The following is a 17,309-nucleotide window of genomic DNA, read 5'->3' on the forward strand; positions in this document are numbered from 1 at the left end:
AAAGCCCTCCAGACAACGAGAGCATGATCTGACACGTTCGATTACGCCCAAAGGAACCTGGCCTCCGCGATGACGATGTCGGGCCGCTCTTCGGTGAAGAAGAGCTTCGCGCCGTCCACCTTGCGGATACCGCGCGACGCCGGGAAGGTGCGATCGAGCCACTCGGCCCATTCGAACCTGAAGTGCACATCGCCCGTGCCCCAGATCATGCGCACGGGACCTCGATAAGCCTTGAGGCGCCCCTCGATCGCGGGCAACAGGTTGGGCTCGAACGCAACGCCATACTGCTGGAACTGCGCACGCCGTAGCGGGGTCGCGAGAAGCGGCGTAAAATATGTGCGCATCGCTTCTTCGGTCAGATTGGCGGGATCGGTATAGCAGATGTGGCCGAGACCCAGCGCCGAAACGGAAAAGCCCGGCTCGGCAAGATGCCGGGCGATCAGATCGGCAAGCGAACCGTTGCGGGCGGCCTCCAGGGCGGGTCGTAGAGCCTCGGGCGGGCTGTTCGTGTGGGCATCGCCATTGCTGAGAAGAAGGCTGTCGATGCGGTGAGGGTGGGAGGCGGCAAGGAATTGCGCCACGCCGGTTCCGCTGTCATTCGCGACGATATCCGCCGAGGCGACGCCGAGCGCATCCATGAGGCCGAGGATCATGCCGGCCTGGGCCTGCGGCGAGAGATCCTGTTCCGCCCTGACTTCGCTGTAGCCAAGCCCCATGAAGTCGGGCGCGATGCAGCGCCGCCGCTGCGACAGCACTGCAATCGAATCCCGCCAGTGAAAGCCGTTCAGCGGCCATCCGTGCAGAAAGATTGCGGTCCGCGGCCCTTCTCCAGCTTCGACATAGGCGATATCGCCCTCAGACAGTGTCGCAATACGGCGCTGGTCGGCGAACTCCGCCGACGCGAGGCGGGCTCGGGCCGGCAAGGCCGGTCCGGCGGTGGCGGCCGCAGCAAGGCCTGCACCCATCTTCAATATGTCGCGGCGAACCATTATCCTTCTCCTTCATGATGCGATTCGCCGGGCCGGATAAGGCAGCGTCTCGCTCCTATCCAAACGGGAAGCAGATGAGCTACGACGAGGAAGCAGTCGCGGTCGCGAATCTTCACGACGAACAGTTTTTCAGGCTCGCGAGCGAATGCACGGTCGAGGCCTGGCTGACCTTTCTCGGGCACCGCTGGTCGGCGCTGATCCTGTATCACCTGTCGCAAGGCCCCAAACGATTCGGCGAGCTTTCAGCATGCCTCCCGTCCGTCACAGCCAAGATGATGAGCGAGCGCCTCTTGTCGCTTCAGCGACGCGAACTGCTGGAGCGCGACGGCCGTCATCGCGACGCTGCGTATCGACTGACACCCAAGGCCGGGCAGCTTATGCCGATCCTCGACGCACTTGAGCGATGGGCAAGACCGTCGCCTGAATAGGGCCAACCGCCCCGCGAAGCGATTTCGGTGAGCGCAACGGCGGCCGACGGCAACGCCATGGAGGAGGCGCTTTACGCCAGTGCGGCGCCCTTGCCGGCGACATGCAGGGAGGCCGCAAACCACCCCTCTGATACGATCAGCCGCGCCGCCGCAGAGGCCCGCCCATCCTATCTTTCAGCCTGATTCGAGCCGGTAGTCGATATAGATCCTGTGCGTGCCGTCGGGCGCGATCTCGATACGGCCTGTCCCCGAGATGCCGGCGAGTTCGCCTGTTCCGCTCGATTCGACGATCCGGAAAAACTCATCCGTCCGGTCGGCTCCGCGGGTGGAGGCGGAGTGCAGGAAGACGAAGGCGCCACTATGCCCGTCTACGCATCCTTCGAAGCTTTCCATGGCAATGTAGGATCCTACGCCGCTGACTTGGTCGAACGCCGACGTAAACAGCGTAATCGAGCAGCCTTCGACTGCGCCGACGTAGATTTTCCTCATGGTGAACACGCCAACCGGGAGCGCGGTGGAGATGGGAGGAACCGCGACCGGCGCGGCCTGAAAGTTCTGAACCTCGAACACCGCGGCCGCATGGAAAAAACCTGTCATCGCATCCCGCTTTCCTGTTGCTGCTCCGGCGCTACGCCGTTCGGCCCACGCATCGCGCCAGATGCGCCCGCCATGATGAACCCATCGACGTCCGCGCGGGGCCATGGATCGGCCCAGGCAGGATATTCGAGCAGATGGTCCAGCCATTCGGTGATATTCCCGTAGTCCCCGAGCGGCATCCTTGCATCGCGCCAGTAGGTCGCCATCGAGGCAAGCGCGAAATCGGCGATCGTCAGTCTGCCGCAGGCAACATGGGTTCGGCCCGCAAGGTGGAGGTCGAGGACGGCCGCAACGCCGTGAACCCCATTCGTCCTGTCCGTTAGCACTGCCTCGTCGGGTGCCCCGAGCCCGAAGGTCGGCTTGACCACGTGTTCGAAATAAAATGGTGCCAGCGCGGGCGACCAATGGCTGTCGCCCCACGACAGCCAGCGCAGCATCTCGACCTGTTCAGAGGGCGCTGTCGCGGGCCACATGTCCGATCCGCTGCGAATGCAGAGATGAGCCATGATCGCATTCGACTCCCAGACCGTCTTTTCTCCGTCGATGAGAACTGGAACCTTTCGATTGGGATTGATTGCGGCAAAGGCGGCAGCCGCAAGGTCCCCCCGGACCAGATCGAGTTCGATAAGATGCACCCGGATGCCAAGATGCTTCACGAGCGCCAAAACCCGCCGCGGCGCCTGAGCCTTGATCCAGTAGAGCTGCATCAGCAGGTCTCACTGCGGAAGGAGCTATCCGAGCCCGCTATGCCTATGCCGCTGCTGGCTCGTGCCGCGGCAATTATGGGCCGGACAGCGCGGCAGGCGGGGCGACCGGAGGCGTGGAACGGGACGCTCCTGTTCACGCCGCGGAACCGCTGCGGAAGACCGCCTCGATATTGTTGCCGTCCGGGTCGAGCACGAACGCGGCGTAATAGCCCGGAGGATAGCCCGGGGGGCCCTGGCGCAAGCCGGCATCGCCATTGTTGCGTCCACCGCTTGCCAATGCGGCCGCGTGAAAGGCGTCGACCCGGTCGGGCCCACTGGCGACAAATGCTACATGCTGACTGACGCCATGGGGATGAAAGCGATCGATCCAGAAGACCGGGTAGGTCATGCCGTAGCCGATGGCGTCGGCCCCGTCGCCAAGCGACAAGACGCGCCGGAGTCCGAGCGGCTCGAGCGCTGCATCGTAAAATTGTCCGGAAGCCGCGACGTCGCTGACCCCGATTCCCGTGTGATCGATCATATTAGCCATCCTTTCGTCCGGGCCCGATTGCCAGCGTTGCAAAATATGTTCAAAGACATAAATAGGCCTGCCTTCCTCGGACGACGATGCCGTACAGCGCGTTCCATAAAGCCCGCACTCGCGAGCGCATTCTCGACGCGGCGCGCCGCGCGTTCGCTCGTGTCGGTTACGAGGCGGTGACGATCGACGAGGTCATGCGCCGAGCCGGCCTCACGCGTGGCGGATTTTACAATCATTTCCGTCACAAGGCGGACCTCTTTGCGGCGGCGGTCGAAAGCTACGGGACCGCGACACCCTGGCAGGACGCCAAGACGTCGGGCAGCTCGGCAAACGGCCTTGCCCGCTGGTTCATCGACTTTTACCTGTCGGACGACATGCTCGCCAACGTGGAAATCGGGTGTCCGCTCTACGGGTTTCCTAACGATATCGCCCGTGCGGGGTCCGCGCCGCGCCACGCCTATACCCGGCTGATCGAGCGGACCGCCGCGATCTTCGAAGCAGCGCTCGGTTCGGAGCCGGACGCCGCCGAACGGGCCGAAGCAATTCTGTCGCTTTGTGTCGGCGCGATGCTGCTCGCCAGCACGACGGAAAGCGAGACGCTAAGAGTATCGATCCGCCGGTCGGCGCGACGCACCGCACTTGAACTTCTCGACTCCTGAAAACAGCGAACGGCCAAGACATTGTCGAGCGCCAGCCTGTCTTCGGCCCGCCAAGGCCATTGAACTTACCCAGGAGGTTCGTCCTCGAGACCATGTCTGTTTGTGGACCATGCTGAAAGTTCGGCAAATGGTTCCCCGCGCTTGTCCAAGTGCCGGGCTCAAGCGGCACCTCGTGATCGCAGCCCCGGGACCAAGCTTGGCCGGCACGTCGGTTTCAGTCGCAGCACCGGGGCGCATGCTGGCTCTAGAGGACCGGCCGACCCATGTAGGCACGTCGCAAACTTCGGCCGCAATTCGGCGAACGGTCGTACGGTGCTGCTCAACTGCAAGTTCGAAAAGACATGGTTAAAGTATCTGGAGCGAAAATCGGCGACCAACCTTGCAGGAGCCACACCATGCACATTTCGAACCGTCCGCCCTATCATTCTGCCACCATCTCAATGTCCCGTCGACAGGCTGCAGGCGGACCCGACGCTCCTCCGCTCGGGAGCAGAGGGGCGTCCGACAGGCAATTTTCAACCGATCTTCTGAACGCGCTGATGAACAGCGCCGGAGGCGGAACCAACAGCACGCTTCGCCTTGCCAACATTGGGGCGGGAGAGACGCCGCTCACCGGTTACACCGTCGATACGCCAGATGGCCCCAGGACTTACGCGCGCGGGGGCGAACCCTTGCATGACGCGGCCTACCGCCGCGACGCCGCGGCGCTCGCATTCGATCTCGTAAGTGCGATCGGATCGGAAGGGGCTGTGTCGCTGGCCGAAGTGGAGAAAGCCATGGGTATTGAGGAGGCAACGTGCGACGCGAAAGATTTGCGCGCCATCCGTTCCGTGATCGAGAACAATTGGGATCGGCTGAGCGGCGGTTCCCGTGTGATGACGGCAGGTCAGCTTTCGGATGCGATCGCTCATCATCTCGGTTAGGACGACGCGTGAGAGAAGGCGAGCCAAGGTTCCGGCGCCCGCCGGGGGCCGATCACCTTTCACATCATCCTTCTGTCCGGCACAGGCAATCCTTGCTTCTGCCTGACCCGGGGCCGCAATTGCTTCTCGCTGGCGCCGCGATTGGAATGAGCGTCGAGCATCAATGGAGGCTAGCTTGTTGATCCGATCCTGGGGCGCTGCGCTCTCGCTGCATCTTTGTCTGCTCGCTGCTGGCGTTCCCGTATCCGCGCAGGAAATCGCGAGGAACGAGCCGTTGACGATCGGCACATCCTTTCGGTTTACCGCGCTCGACGCAGAGCGACGCGTCCACGTCGTGGCACCTGCCGGTTATGAGGACAACGACACCGCCTATCCGCTCGTTCTCGTTCTGGACGGGGGACTGAAGCAGGACTTCTTCCTGACGCTGGGTATGGAGCGGTGGAACCAGCTCTGGCAGCGTAGTGCTCCGGCGATCTTCGTCGGCATCGAGACGGTCGACCGGCAGCGCGAACTTCTGCCTCCTACGTTCGATCCGGAGGAGCGCAAGCGCTATCCGACCGCCGGGGAAAGTGACGCCTTCCGGTCCTGGCTGACCGATACCGCGCTGCCGGCGCTCCGCAAACGCTACCGTACCGATGGACGCGCGTTCCTCATCGGCGAGAGCGCCGCCGGCCATTTCGTGGTCGAGACCTGGGTCAAACAGCCCGGCGCGTTCGACGGCTATGCCGCGCTTTCGCCGAGCCTGCAGTGGAACGGTCAGGCGCTGAGCCGGGCCTTTCACGCGGCACCCGGGCAGCGGCGCCCGCCGCTCTTTCTTTCTCTCGCGAACGAGGGGGGCGCTACCGAAGAGGGAGTGATGCGGTTCGCCGAGGATTCTAACGCCTGCTTTGCCGACCGCCGGACAGAGCTTGAGCATGCGACCACCCTGCACGGCCTGTTTCCCGAAGCGCTGCAATATCTGCTTCCGACCGGCGCCGACTGGCTGAAGGGCTTTGGCCTGACCGTAGGATGCGTGGAACGGGATCGAGAGGCGGCAGCGGACGATGCCGCTCATTAGGTCGCGGCATAGCCATATTTTTCCGCCAGTCCGAGGTCGTGGACGATCCGCAGGCCGGCCGCGACCTGCATAGCGTCCAGCTCGCGCAGCGGCTTGCGCAGCGCGCCGACCGGCAAGCCGCACGCGCGCATCAGCGACTTCACCGCCACCGGGTTGATTGCGGAGTAGTTGAAATGCAGCAGCGGCAGCAAGCTGAGATATTGTTCACGAAAGCCGGCTGCCTTCGCCTCGTCTGTCCACGGTGCCGAGATGGTCGCCATCTCGGAAGGCGCGATATTGCCGCCCATGTTGGCAGTGCCATGGCCGCCGAGCGCCATCGTCGGAACGACGAGGCCGAGGTTGGGAGAATCGCAGCACATGACCGATACTTCGGGCGCGGCCGCGAGAATCTGCGCCACCTGCCCGACGCGCGCCGTCGATTCCTTGTGGATGACGATGTTGGGGTGCCGGAAGAGCCGAAGCAGTTGGTCGCATTGAAGGTCCGTCCGCACCCGCGGCGGGTTGTTGTAGATACCGAGCGGGAGGTCCACCGCGTCGGCCACCTCGAGGTAGAATTGCTCGATATCGGCCTCGGATGCGCAGATATAGGGCGGTGCAGCGATAATCGCTCCATCAGCGCCGTTTGCCGCGGCGAAGCGGACATTCTCGATCACCTGTTCGGCCGATGGGCCGGTGCAACCGTAGAAAAACGCCATGGAGCCGGTCCGCATTTTCACCGTCTCGACGATGATCCGCTTCTTCTCGTCTGGCGAAAGCAGCGAGGGCTCGCCGGTCGAGCCCATGAACAGGATGGCGCGCGTGCCATGCCTCTCCTGATGGTCGAGCAACGTGCGCCAGGCGCCGAAATCGATCGCGCCGTGGCGGTCGAACGGCGTGACCGTGGCGACGAAAGATCCCTCGATCCGCTTGGCGGGCATGGCGCGGCTCCTCGAATGATGTCGGACGAGGACAAGGAGGCCCGGGCGCAGAAAATCCGCTACTCCGGCTGGCGGATTTCAGCGCCTCGCTGCTCGTATAAAGGGAACAAGCCATAGCCGCGCCGACCGGCGCGGACGACGCGGAGGACCAAGCGATGCGAAATATTGCCGGAAGCATTGCACGCACTCTTGGCGCAGGCCTCCTGTTTCTTTGCGCGGCCTCTGCGGCGAGCGGGTCGGCGCCCGAGGCACCGGAGACGATCGTCCTGCGCGCGGCGCGGATGTTCGACGCCACAAGCGAGCGGATGCGAACCGACGCCGTCCTGGTCGTGCGCGGCGGGAGGATCGTGGGGATTGGCGACAGCGCACCGGTCCCCGACGGTGCCCGGATCATCGACTTGGGCGACGCGACGCTGCTTCCGGGTTTCATCGACGCCCACTCGCACCTGACGCTCGAACCCGACGAGAATTATTACCGCAAGACGCTCAACGAGCTGATGCGCAATCCCACCGAAATGGCTTTTTACGCTGCCGCGAACGCGCGGCGCACGCTGGAGGCGGGGTTCACGACGGTGCGCCACGTCGGCGCGCGCGAGTTCATCGACGTCGGGCTGCGCAATGCGATCTCCGCGAATCTGGCCGACGGCCCGCGCATCCTCGCCGCAGGCAACGCGATCACCGCCACCGGCGGCAGCTGCGACCGGCCGCCTTTCCCGCCGCAGCGCGTCGCTCCGCTGACGCCGGCCGAAGGCGTCTGCACCGGCGCCGACCAGTGCCGCGAGGCAGTGAGAAGCCAGATCAAATGGGGCGCCGACGTCATCAAGGTGTGTGCGTCGGGCGGGGTCCTTTCCTATGACCCGGTCGACGTGCCGCAGTTCACGCGCGCCGAACTCGAAGCCGCGATCGGCGAGGCGCATCACTGGGGCCGCAAGGTCGCCGCGCACTCCCACGGCGACACCGCCTCGCGTCTCGCGATCGAGGCGGGTGTCGATTCGATCGAACATGGCAGCTTCCTGTCGGAGGACACGCTGAAGCTGATGAAGTCGCGCGGCGTCTTTCTCGTCCCGACCTTCATGGCGCTCGACTGGGTGGAGCGGAATGCGGACAGCTATCCTGCCAATATCGGGGAGAAGGCGCGCACCGCGGCCGCGTCGCACACGGCCATGTTCAGGGCGGCGCTACGCCTCGGCGTCCCGATCGCGCTCGGCACCGACGCGACGGTCCGCCCCGACGGGCATGGTCGCAACGCGATGGAGTTCGGGCTGATGGTCGAGGCCGGCATGCGTCCCGCTGCCGCGCTGCTGGCAGGCACGCGCAATGCCGCGCGGCTGCTGGGCCTCGAGGACGAGATCGGTACCCTCGCTGCCGGCAAGGCCGCCGATATCGTCGCTGTCCCGGGCGATCCGCTGACCGATATCCGTGTCACCGAACGCCCGCTGTTCGTCATGCAGCGCGGGCGGGTGATCCGGCAGGACGGCAAGTCGCTGCTGCGATGACGCGGCGCAGCGCCACGCAACAGTCTCAAGCAACAAGGGGAATTCCGATGCGTCGCCTTTTGACCGTCCTGCTGCTCGCCGCAACTTCCCTGTCGACAATCCACACTGCGGCGCAGGCCGAGACGGCCTCCCGAACCGAGCCCCCTCCCCGGACCGAGACGCCCCCCGACAGCGAGACGTCGACCCCCAAGTTGCTCGACGTTCCGCGTCTCGCCTTTACCAGGCGTGTCCTCGCCAATGGCGCCACCCTCTATGCGATCCGCGACACCACCACAGCGACGGTATCCGTCAACATCTGGTACGATGTCGGCCAGCGCGACGACCCTCCCGGACGCGGCGGCTTCGCGCATCTGTTCGAACATCTGATGTTCAAGACGACGCGGAACCTGCCCGGCGGCGTACTCGAGACCGTCAACGCGATGGGCGGCAGCAGCAATGCGTCGACCCTGTTCGATTATACGGATTATTATATTACCGTCCCCGCGAACGAGCTGGAAGCGATGCTGTGGGTCGAGGGGGAGCGGCTTCGGAACCTCGTGATCGACGAAAAATCCTTCCGCTCCGAACGCGAGGTCGTGAAGGAAGAATTGCGCCAGCGCGTGCTTTCGCAGCCTTATGGCCGCATTCTGTACATGTTGCTTCCCGCCTTCATGTTCGACGGCCACCCCTATGAGCGGCCCATAGGCGGCTCGATTGCCGATCTCGACCGCGCCGAGCTCGCCGACGTGCGTGCGTTTCACGAGGCCTATTATCGCCCCGACAACGCGGTCTTCGTTGTGTCGGGCAATTTCGAGCCGGCAAAGCTCGATGCCTGGGCGGACCGCTACATCGGCTCGATTGCGAGGCCTGTCCGCCCGATCCCGCGCGATCCGGCAAAGGGAACGCCCGTCGCCGCGAGGACGATCGACGCCTATGCCCCGAACGTCCCGCTCCCCGCGCTCGCGGCCGCATGGCGGGCGCCTTTCGCAGCCGACGCGGATGCGGCGGGGATCGACCTCATCGACGCGCTACTCACCCGCGGCGCCTCGTCCCGACTGCGGCGCGCGCTCGTCGACGAGCAGGGGCTCGCGTCGGCCGTTACCAGCTATAACCTGCCGGCGCGCGACGGGCATGCATACGCGCTTGTCATCACGCTCGCCAAAGGCCGCGAACTCGCCGATGCCGAAGACGCGCTGGCGAGCGAACTCAGGCGCTTGCGTGACGGACCTGTCAGCGACACCGAACTTCGCGCCGCGAAAAACGGTCTGTTCGGCGATGCTCTCACCGCGCGTGAAACCGCGCGCGGGCGCGCCTATGCGCTCGGAGGAGGCGCCGCGCTGACGGGAGATCCGGCGCTTGCCGACAAGCGCCTCGACCTGATCCGCCGGATGACGGCGGCCGATGTCCAGCGCGTCGCGGCGACGTGGCTCGACGACGGGAAGCGCATCACGCTGCGCTATCGCGACGAAAGCCAGCGTCCCCCAGGCTATGCCGGCGACCGGCCTGCGGACGTGTCGGCAATGGGACCGGCGGTGCCGCCCGCAAGCCAGCCGCCGGTCGAGATTGCCGGCGACGGTGCGCGCGAAAGGCGCCCCGCGCCGGCGCATGCGATTGCGCCGTCGCTTCCAGTCGTGGCCGAGAGCCGGCTCGCAAACGGACTGCGCGTCGTGGTCGCGAGATCATCGACCGTGCCCCTGACCTCGCTCAAGCTCGTGATCGACGGAGGCGATGCGGCCGACCCTGCGGGACAGTCGGGACGCGGAGATATATTGGCTGCGCTGGCAATCAAAGGAGCGGGCGACGTCGCCGCGCTGGGCGGGACGATCGCCGCCAGTTCGGAACCAGACGCGACGGTCCTTTCGGTGAACGTCCCCGCGGCGAAAATCGAGCCCGCGGCTCGCATTCTTGCCGACGTCGCGATGCGTCCGGCCCTGCGGGCCGAAGCGTTCGAGAGCGTCCGCAGCCAGCAGCAGTCGGCGCTCGCGGTGACCGCCAAACAACCGATGCAGGCGGCCCTGCGGGCCGTACCTGCCGCAATGTTCGGCAAAGCCTCCTATGGCGCCATGCCTACCGTCGCCTCGCTCGGTGCGGTAACGCGCGAGGACATCGTTGCGGCGCAGCGCGGCGGCTGGGGCCCGCGCGGCGCGACGCTTATTATCACCGGCTCACTGGCCCCGGAGGCGGCGCTCGAACTTGCCGGGCGCCTGTTCGGAAACTGGACAGGCGGCGGGATCAAGGAGACATCGCCCCGAGCATCGTCCATCGCCCAACCGCGCGTCATCGCGATCGACATCCCGGGAGCTGCGCAGGCTGCCGTCATCGCCGCCCTGCCTGCCACCGGCCGCGACGATGCTGACTGGCCCGGGGTGCGGATCGCCAATGCCCGGCTCGGCGGCGGCTTCCAAGGCTGGCTCACGCAGGAGATACGGGTCAAGCGCGGGCTCAGCTATGGCGCAGGCAGCCTGCTCGACGTCCGGCGCGATGCGACGATATTGATGGCGGTGACCCAGACCAAGAATGAATCCGCGGTCGAAGCCGTCGGGCTGGTCCTCGACCAGATCGCCCGGCTTTCACGCGAGCCGATCGACGAGGTGGCCGCGACCGAGCGCAGCATGTTCCTCGCCAACGGCCTCTCGAGCCAGCTCGAACGAGCATCCGGCCTTGCGGATTATCTCGCCTCGCTCGTCGCCACCCATGCGCCGCTCGCTGCGCTGCAGCCGGAAATGTCTGTCGGAGCGCCACCGTCGCCCGAGGCCATCGCCGCGGCGATCGCGGCGCACCTGAAGGCTGATCGGGCGACCATCATCGTCGCGGGCGATTCCGGACAATGGGCGGCCGCACTCCGCAAGCGATTTCCTGCCCTTGAGCATATGGACGCGGACGGGAAGCCCCTGCCCTAGGGCGCGCGCGGCAGGTAGCGATCGCGCAGTTCGAGCGGACGCGCGGTCAGCGGCTTTTCGGCCCCCTCAACGAAGATCGCCTGCGGCTGCGACAAGGGTTCGAGCGGGTCGCCGTTCCACAAGACGAGATCGGCCAATCGGCCCGCTTCGAGCGATCCGACACGGTCGGCGACGCCGAAGACGCGCGCGGGATTGATCGTGATCGCTGCGACAGCCACGTCGTGGGGCAGGCCGTAAGCCACGGCATTGCCCGCGCCGTAGCGCAGCTCACGCGCGCGATGCGCGGTTCCGCTCCCGGTCTTGATGATCACCGTGACCCCGGCAGCGTGGAGCCGCGCCGCATTTTCCATCGTCGCGCCGAGTTCGGAGAAGCTGCGCGGCAGGTTCGCAAGCGGATCGACGATCACGGGTAGCCCTGCCGCGGCGATGTCCGTGGCAACCCGCCATCCTTCCTCCGCCCCGTCGAGAATGACACGCAGCTTCTCCTCGCGTGCGAGCGCGATGATCTCGCGAATATCCGATGCCCGGTCAACCTTGACGATCAGCGGCATCCGCCCTTCCGCGACGGGGATCAATGCCTCGAGATCGATCCGCGACAGTTTCTGTGGCCGGCCCTTGCCGCGGTCGTAGTCGGCTCTATGCGACGCGAAATGTCGCACGTCGGCGAGCGCAGCCTTGAGCGCCACGATCGCAGCGGCGCGCGCGCCGCCGGCGCGTTCGGCCCCGCCCTCGCCCATTTCGAGCACCATCGCGGCGCGGGGCCGGGTGATCATCGCCGGCCCCTGCGCGAGGTCGATCACCGCGGCCTGACCGGCGAACTGCAAGTCGCGGCCGGCCCGATCGTCGTAGAGCGGCGTCGCCACCGCGTGGGTGATACCGGCCAGCCGCGATACGGGCAGCAGGATCGAGTCCGGATTGAGCCCGAGCGACAGGTCGAAGCCGGCGCTGATTGCGGCGCTGTGGGTGGCGCGATCGGTGCTTGCCGGCACCTGGCTGACCTCGACTGCGCCCAGGGTGCTGTCGGCCTGCAGGAATCCCGGCGTCACCGTGCCGCCGCGCCCGTCGATCACCTTCGTTCCCGCAGGCACCGTCACCGCGGGACCGATGGCGACGATACAGCCATCGCGGATCAGGATCGTGCCGCGCTCGATCTCGCCCGCTGCCGCCATCGTCATCAGCCGCGCGTCGACGATCGCGATTGTTTCGGCGCGCGCCGACGTCGCAAGGGCAAACGCCGCGAGAGCGAGCAGGCGGCGGTTCATTGCGTGTCTCCCGGCTGGCCGAGTAGCAGGTCCGAATGACGTCGGCAGGCCGGATCGGCGCGGTCGAAGACGACGGCGCCGTCGATCCACACTTTCTCGGCGCGGGCATAGATGCTGAAGGGATCGGCGCTCCACAGGACGACGTCGGCGTTCTTTCCGGGCTCGAGCGTTCCGACCTTGTCGGCGATGCCGAGCGCTTTCGCCGGATTGGCGGTGATCCATCGGATCGCATCGGCCCTGGCGATCGGTATGCCTGCCCGCCATGCCGACGACAGCGCCGCCGCCGCTTCCTGGTTGAGATGCTGGACGAGGATTGCATCGTCGGAATGGATGATGGCGCAGCCGCCCGCAGCGTGAACGAGCGCCGCATTTTCCTCGAGCGCATCGTACACTTCCATCTTGTACCCCCACCAGCTCGCCCAGGTCGCGACGCAGATATCTTCCTTCGCCAGCAGCGGCGCGATCTTGTACGCCTCGTTTGCGTGGTGGAAGGCGCGGATGCTGAAACCGAACTCGCGCGCGATATCGATCATGTTCGCCATTTCGTCGGCGCGGTAGCAGTGGTTCTGTACGAGAATCTCGCCCTTCAGGACCCCGGCGAGCGTTTCGAGTTGCAGGTCGCGCTTGGGGCCATCGCCGACGCGCCCCCCCTTTTCCCATTTGTCCTGGCGGCGCGCATAATCCTGCGCGTCGATCCAGGCCTTGCGATATCCCGCGACATTGCCCATCCGCGTGGCCGGTGAACGTCCGCGCCCGCCGTATACGCGTTTCGGATTCTCGCCGCAGGCAATCTTCAGTCCATAGGGCGCGCCGGGGAACTTCATCCCCTGCATGGTCACCGACGGAACATTTTTCAGCGTGACGGTCCGTCCGCCGAACAGGTTGGCGGATCCCGGCAGCACCATCATCGTCGTGACGCCCGCTTCGCGCGCGGTGTCGAAGCCCGGATCCTGCGGCCAGACCGAATGCTCGGCCCAGACCTGCGCGGTATTGGGATCGGTCATCTCGTTGACGTCGTTGTTCGCCTCGACCGTGTCGGGCTGCGACCACACGCCGAGGTGCGAGTGCGCGTCGATCACTCCGGGGGTAATCCATCGGCCGCGCGCGTCGATGCGTGCATAGCCGTCGGGCACGGCGAGATCGGGGCCGACCGCCACGATCTTGCCGCGGTCCATCAGCACGGTGCCATTCGCAATCTCGTCTCCCGCTGCGGTCAGCACCGTAGCGCCGACGAGCGCGACCCGCCCCGCTGCCGGGGGACGATAGGTCGCGGGATAGGGATTGGGAGCGACGAGCGGTCCCTGGACTTCGGCAGCCGGCGACACGGCGGGCTGGGGCCGCTCCCCCGCCGCGCATCCGGCGAGCGCCAGCGCCGCCAAGACAGTGACCGCGCGCACGCTCATTTGGTGTCGGGGCTGACCGACCGGAGCACCGCGCCCTTCTCGTCGAGGAAGTCGATCGACGCCTTGCCGTCGGGCGTGACCTTCATCATGATACGCGGACGCCCCATCGCGTCGCTGAGCATCACCGCCGACTCGCGGTCGCGGGTCTTGCCGACGTAGAGCCGCTGGCGGCCGAACGTGCCATCCGCCTGAACCTTCTGCAGCGCGGCGGTCCGCTCCGGGCCTTCGGGCATTTTCGAGATGCGCTCGGCGAGACCGAAATCAAGCGCATTGTCGGGCCGGTCGTTTACGACCATGGCCGCCCACCGCCGCCCGCCCTGCTCATTCTGGGTCAGCTGGATCACCTGGTCCTGCTCATACTGGTCGAAACTCAGATGCCCGCCGCTCGATATCTTGCCATCGGGTCCCTTCCGGCCGCTGAAGGTCAGGCCGCCGTTCTCGGAGCCTTCGTCATTGTAGAAGATGATGCCGGCGCCGCGATTGCCTCCCGGATGCGGGCGTTCCTTGCCGTGCATGATGATGCCGGGCGAGCGGCTGGTGTTCGACACGATCATGCGGATCGTCCCGTCGTCCTCGCGGACGTTGATCCGCTTGACGTCGATCTCGTCGAAGGCGGCCTTGACCGGGGCCGTATCGGCGCCGGCATTGGTCGCCAGGCCAAATGCGAGCGCGGCGGTCACCACGCCCGAATAGAGGGCGAGCAGCTTGTTGGCATTCATGGCTTGTCTCCATTGGCAGGCGGCAGGACGCCGGGAAGATAGCGGTCGCGCAGCTCGGTCGCGCGCGATTGCATCGGCTGGGGGACGCCGCGGATCAGAACCGCGATCGGCCGGGACAGCGTGTCGAGCGGGTCGCCGTCCCAGACCACGACGTCGCCGTCCTTGCCGGGTTCCAGCGAGCCGATACGGTCCGCGAGCCCGAAGATGCGCGCGGGATTGATCGTGATGGCGGCCAGCCCGGCCCGCCAGTCGAGGCCGTTGGCGACCGCGTTCCCGGCGTTATACCGCATCTCGCGCTCGCGGTGATTTCCATTGCCCTGGATCGCGACGGTAACGCCCGCTTCAGCGAGACGCCGCGCATTGGTGAGCGTTGCGCCGAGCGCTTCGAACGACGCCGGCGTATTCTCCACAGGCGTCACGAGCACGGGCACGCCCGCCGCGGCGATGTCGGGCGCGACGCGCCAGCCCTCGCTCGCACCTTCGAGAATCAGCTTCAGCCGTTCGCTGCGGGCCATTTCCAGGACGTCGCGGATGTCCGACGCGCGGTTGACGCTGACGAGGAGCGGCATCCGCCCCTCGACCACCGGGATCAGCGCCTCGAGGTCGGAGCGCGAAAGCGTGTAGCTGCGGGTTTCGCCGCGATCATAGGCAGCACGGCGAATCTTATAGTCGCGTACCTCGGCGAAGATCGCGCGGAGCGCGACCAGTTCGGCGGCGCGTGCGCCACCGGCGCGCTCGGCGCCGGCATCCCCCATTTCGAGTACCATCGCGACCCCGCGCCGCATCAGCATCGGAGTCCCATCGAGCACGACCGCCGCTGCCTGGCCGGCGAACAGCAGTTCGCGGCCCGGCCTGTCGTTATAGGCCGGTGTCGCGATGGCGCGGGTGATCCCGCCCAAGCGCGCGACGGGGATGAGCATGGAATCGGGGTTGAGGCCATAGCCGGCATCGAAGGCCGCGCTCAGGCCCGGCGCGCCGCTTCCGCGGTCGTCGGTGGCCTCGACGGTGCGCACCTCGATCAGCCCGAGCGCCGTGCCCGATGCCACGAGCCCGGGGGTGACCACCTTGCCGGTCGCGTCGATGATCCTGGCGTCGGGCGGAACGGCGACATTCGCACCGACGGCGACGATCCGGCCGTCGCGAACGAGAACCGTTCCCTTCGCGATGTCGCCGCCCCCGGCCACGGTGACGACGCGGCCACCCGTGATCGCCACGGTCTCGGCGCCGGCCGGCGCCCCGAGGGCGCATGCAAGCAGCGCGGCTACGAACGCGCGGATCATCGGCTGGACTCCTGCCCCGGCTGCCCGAGCAGAAAATCGGACGGCGCCTGGTAGCGCGGGTCGGCTCGATCCCACACGGGCACGCCGTCGATCCAGACGCGCTCGGCCAGGGCATAGACGCTGAACGGGTCGGCGCTCCACAGCACGACATCGGCCATCTTGCCGGGTTCGAGTGTCCCGACGCGGTCCGCTATTCCCATCGCCCTGGCAGGATTGGCGGTGATCCATTTGATCGCCTCGCCGCGCGGGATCGAAAGGCCCGCGTGGTTGGCGGCCGTCATGGCGATCCCCGCCTCCTGGTTCAGACGCTGGATCAGCAGGCCATCGTCCGAGTGGATGATCGCACAGCCGCCCGCGGCGTCGATCATCGGCGCGTTTTCCTCGAGCCCGTCGAGCGATTCCATTTTCGCGCCCCAGCTGTTTGCCCAAGTCGCGACACAGATATCCTCCTTCGCGAGCAGAGGTGCGATCTTGAAGGCCTCGTTCGCATGATGAAAGGCGCGGATCCGGTATCCGAATTCGCGCGCGACATCGATCATCACGACCATCTCGTCGGCGCGATAACAATGATTCTGGACAAGGATTTCGCCTCTCAGTACGCCGGCCAGCGTTTCAAGCTGCAGGTCGCGCCTGGGCGGATCGCCGGCGCGGCCGTCCTTCTCCCATTTTTCCCATTTGCGCGCATAGTCTGCGGCGTCGATCCACGCCTTGCGATAGCCGGCGACATTGCCCATGCGGGTTGCGGGCGAGCGCCCCTTGGCACCGTAGACGCGCTTCGGATTCTCGCCGCACGCCATTTTGAGACCGTAAGGCGCATGGGGGAACTTCATGCCCTGCACCGTCACCGCTGGTACGTTCTTCAGGGTCACCGACCGGCCGCCGAACAGATTGGCCGACCCAGGCAGGATCATCAGGCTGGTCACCCCTCCGGCGCGCGCGAGCCGGAATTTCGGATCCTGCGGCCACACCGAATGCTCGGCCCATACCTCGGCGGTATTGGGTGCAACCGCCTCATTGCCGTCGTCGTGCGACGGGGTTGCGGGCGACGGGTAGACGCCAAGATGCGAATGCGCGTCGATAATCCCGGGCGTCACCCACTTCCCGCGCCCGTCGACCGCGGCATAGCCATCGGGCAAGGCAAGCTTTGCGCCCACCGCCTCGATGACCCCGGCGCGGACCAGCACGACGGCATCGGGAATCTCGGCCCCCGACCCTGTCAGCACCGTTGCACCGACAATCGCGAAGGGCGGCGCGGCAGCCGCACGATAGGTACTTGGAAACGGGTCGCCCCCCGCCGCATCGGGCGCCGCAAGCGCGCCCGCGCTGCCGATCAGCAGCGTCGCTGCGAGGGTCGCGGCCCGGCCGCTGCTCTTGAAATATTCCGTCAGCCCCATTTGCTGCCTCCCGCCTGAACGAGCGACGGGCGCGGCAAATCCGCCATCTGCTTTTTGACCTCGCCGCGATGGCGGATTT

At 66.2% G+C, this 17,309-nt stretch carries 16 protein-coding genes; 6 read left to right on the forward strand and 10 right to left on the reverse strand.

What is annotated here, in order from left to right; genetic code table 11:
• Window positions 1–41 precede the first annotated feature (41 nt).
• Window positions 42–989: an alpha/beta fold hydrolase gene (locus HDC35_RS13230; RefSeq protein WP_184647544.1), complete on the reverse strand. Its 948-nt coding sequence runs from the start codon at window positions 987–989 to the stop codon at window positions 42–44.
• Window positions 990–1,063: 74 nt separating this feature from the next.
• Here HDC35_RS13230 and HDC35_RS13235 point away from each other — a divergent pair, with 74 nt between their 5' ends.
• Window positions 1,064–1,417: a helix-turn-helix domain-containing protein gene (locus tag HDC35_RS13235; RefSeq protein ID WP_184647546.1), complete on the forward strand. Its 354-nt coding sequence runs from the start codon at window positions 1,064–1,066 to the stop codon at window positions 1,415–1,417.
• A gap of 174 nt (window positions 1,418–1,591) precedes the next feature.
• On the opposite strand, the gene HDC35_RS13240 is transcribed toward HDC35_RS13235, so the two are convergent.
• The 3 genes from HDC35_RS13240 to HDC35_RS13250 form a co-directional block, all read right to left on the reverse strand.
• Window positions 1,592–2,014, reverse strand: coding sequence for a DUF3224 domain-containing protein (locus HDC35_RS13240; RefSeq protein WP_184647548.1), 423 nt, complete (start codon window positions 2,012–2,014; stop codon window positions 1,592–1,594).
• Complete coding sequence (locus HDC35_RS13245; protein WP_184647550.1) at window positions 2,011–2,721, reverse strand: glutathione S-transferase family protein; 711 nt, start codon at window positions 2,719–2,721, stop codon at window positions 2,011–2,013. Before HDC35_RS13245 ends, HDC35_RS13240 begins: the two co-directional genes overlap by 4 nt.
• A 133-nt stretch (window positions 2,722–2,854) precedes the next feature.
• Entirely contained in the window at window positions 2,855–3,241 is a 387-nt protein-coding gene (locus tag HDC35_RS13250) for a VOC family protein (protein ID WP_184647552.1), read from the reverse strand.
• Between the two features lie 86 nt (window positions 3,242–3,327).
• Between HDC35_RS13250 and HDC35_RS13255 the strand changes: the two genes are divergently transcribed.
• The 3 genes from HDC35_RS13255 (at window position 3,328) to HDC35_RS13265 (ending at window position 5,880) form a co-directional block, all read left to right on the forward strand.
• Window positions 3,328–3,900 carry a TetR/AcrR family transcriptional regulator gene (locus tag HDC35_RS13255; protein WP_184647554.1) on the forward strand — a complete coding sequence of 191 codons (573 nt, stop codon included), beginning with the start codon at window positions 3,328–3,330 and terminating at the stop codon, window positions 3,898–3,900.
• Window positions 3,901–4,295: 395 nt separating this feature from the next.
• Window positions 4,296–4,823, forward strand: coding sequence for a hypothetical protein (locus HDC35_RS13260; RefSeq protein ID WP_184647556.1), 528 nt, complete (start codon window positions 4,296–4,298; stop codon window positions 4,821–4,823).
• Between the two features lie 274 nt (window positions 4,824–5,097).
• A complete protein-coding gene (locus HDC35_RS13265) occupies window positions 5,098–5,880 on the forward strand; it encodes an alpha/beta hydrolase (RefSeq protein ID WP_260397724.1) in 783 nt (260 codons plus the stop codon).
• On the opposite strand, the gene HDC35_RS13270 is transcribed toward HDC35_RS13265, so the two are convergent.
• Window positions 5,877–6,797 (reverse strand): dihydrodipicolinate synthase family protein, encoded by a 921-nt coding sequence (locus HDC35_RS13270; RefSeq protein WP_184647559.1) that lies wholly within the window; start codon window positions 6,795–6,797, stop codon window positions 5,877–5,879. The genes HDC35_RS13265 and HDC35_RS13270 overlap by 4 nt on opposite strands.
• A 155-nt stretch (window positions 6,798–6,952) precedes the next feature.
• Here HDC35_RS13270 and HDC35_RS13275 point away from each other — a divergent pair, with 155 nt between their 5' ends.
• The gene (locus HDC35_RS13275; RefSeq protein ID WP_184647561.1) at window positions 6,953–8,293 is read left to right on the forward strand and encodes an amidohydrolase family protein; all 1,341 of its coding nucleotides are present in this window, start codon (window positions 6,953–6,955) and stop codon (window positions 8,291–8,293) included.
• 47 nt (window positions 8,294–8,340) lie between these two features.
• Entirely contained in the window at window positions 8,341–11,172 is a 2,832-nt protein-coding gene (locus HDC35_RS13280; RefSeq protein WP_184647563.1) for a pitrilysin family protein, read from the forward strand.
• Here the strand turns inward: HDC35_RS13280 and HDC35_RS13285 are convergent.
• Genes HDC35_RS13285 through HDC35_RS13305 form a run of 5 tightly spaced genes read right to left on the reverse strand, consistent with a single transcriptional unit; the run spans window position 11,169 to window position 17,230 of the window.
• Complete coding sequence (locus HDC35_RS13285; protein ID WP_184647565.1) at window positions 11,169–12,434, reverse strand: amidohydrolase family protein; 1,266 nt, start codon at window positions 12,432–12,434, stop codon at window positions 11,169–11,171. The two genes, HDC35_RS13280 and HDC35_RS13285, sit on opposite strands and share 4 nt — an antisense overlap.
• On the reverse strand, window positions 12,431–13,837 hold the full coding sequence (locus HDC35_RS13290) for an amidohydrolase (RefSeq protein ID WP_184647567.1): 1,407 nt from the start codon (window positions 13,835–13,837) through the stop codon (window positions 12,431–12,433). The genes HDC35_RS13285 and HDC35_RS13290 overlap by 4 nt, the downstream gene beginning before the upstream one ends.
• Window positions 13,834–14,556, reverse strand: coding sequence for a hypothetical protein (locus HDC35_RS13295; protein ID WP_184647569.1), 723 nt, complete (start codon window positions 14,554–14,556; stop codon window positions 13,834–13,836). Before HDC35_RS13295 ends, HDC35_RS13290 begins: the two co-directional genes overlap by 4 nt.
• Complete coding sequence (locus HDC35_RS13300) at window positions 14,553–15,836, reverse strand: amidohydrolase family protein (RefSeq protein ID WP_184647571.1); 1,284 nt, start codon at window positions 15,834–15,836, stop codon at window positions 14,553–14,555. The genes HDC35_RS13295 and HDC35_RS13300 overlap by 4 nt, the downstream gene beginning before the upstream one ends.
• Window positions 15,833–17,230, reverse strand: a complete 1,398-nt coding sequence (locus HDC35_RS13305; protein ID WP_184647573.1) for an amidohydrolase — start codon at window positions 17,228–17,230, stop codon at window positions 15,833–15,835. Before HDC35_RS13305 ends, HDC35_RS13300 begins: the two co-directional genes overlap by 4 nt.
• Window positions 17,231–17,309: the final 79 nt, after the last annotated feature.

The organism is Sphingopyxis sp. JAI128 (genome assembly GCF_014207235.1).
GTDB lineage: Bacteria > Pseudomonadota > Alphaproteobacteria > Sphingomonadales > Sphingomonadaceae > Sphingopyxis.

Excerpts from the sequence above, each read along its gene's own strand:
- HDC35_RS13230 (WP_184647544.1), bottom strand. The coding sequence starts at position 989 with ATGGTTCGCCGCGACATATTGAAGATGGGTGCAGGCCTTGCTGCGGCC.
- HDC35_RS13235 (WP_184647546.1), top strand. The coding sequence starts at position 1,064 with ATGAGCTACGACGAGGAAGCAGTCGCGGTCGCGAATCTTCACGACGAA.
- HDC35_RS13240 (WP_184647548.1), bottom strand. The coding sequence starts at position 2,014 with ATGACAGGTTTTTTCCATGCGGCCGCGGTGTTCGAGGTTCAGAACTTT.
- HDC35_RS13245 (WP_184647550.1), bottom strand. The coding sequence starts at position 2,721 with ATGCAGCTCTACTGGATCAAGGCTCAGGCGCCGCGGCGGGTTTTGGCG.
- HDC35_RS13250 (WP_184647552.1), bottom strand. The coding sequence starts at position 3,241 with ATGATCGATCACACGGGAATCGGGGTCAGCGACGTCGCGGCTTCCGGA.
- HDC35_RS13255 (WP_184647554.1), top strand. The coding sequence starts at position 3,328 with ATGCCGTACAGCGCGTTCCATAAAGCCCGCACTCGCGAGCGCATTCTC.
- HDC35_RS13260 (WP_184647556.1), top strand. The coding sequence starts at position 4,296 with ATGCACATTTCGAACCGTCCGCCCTATCATTCTGCCACCATCTCAATG.
- HDC35_RS13270 (WP_184647559.1), bottom strand. The coding sequence starts at position 6,797 with ATGCCCGCCAAGCGGATCGAGGGATCTTTCGTCGCCACGGTCACGCCG.
- HDC35_RS13275 (WP_184647561.1), top strand. The coding sequence starts at position 6,953 with ATGCGAAATATTGCCGGAAGCATTGCACGCACTCTTGGCGCAGGCCTC.
- HDC35_RS13280 (WP_184647563.1), top strand. The coding sequence starts at position 8,341 with ATGCGTCGCCTTTTGACCGTCCTGCTGCTCGCCGCAACTTCCCTGTCG.
- HDC35_RS13285 (WP_184647565.1), bottom strand. The coding sequence starts at position 12,434 with ATGAACCGCCGCCTGCTCGCTCTCGCGGCGTTTGCCCTTGCGACGTCG.
- HDC35_RS13290 (WP_184647567.1), bottom strand. The coding sequence starts at position 13,837 with ATGAGCGTGCGCGCGGTCACTGTCTTGGCGGCGCTGGCGCTCGCCGGA.
- HDC35_RS13295 (WP_184647569.1), bottom strand. The coding sequence starts at position 14,556 with ATGAATGCCAACAAGCTGCTCGCCCTCTATTCGGGCGTGGTGACCGCC.
- HDC35_RS13300 (WP_184647571.1), bottom strand. The coding sequence starts at position 15,836 with ATGATCCGCGCGTTCGTAGCCGCGCTGCTTGCATGCGCCCTCGGGGCG.
- HDC35_RS13305 (WP_184647573.1), bottom strand. The coding sequence starts at position 17,230 with ATGGGGCTGACGGAATATTTCAAGAGCAGCGGCCGGGCCGCGACCCTC.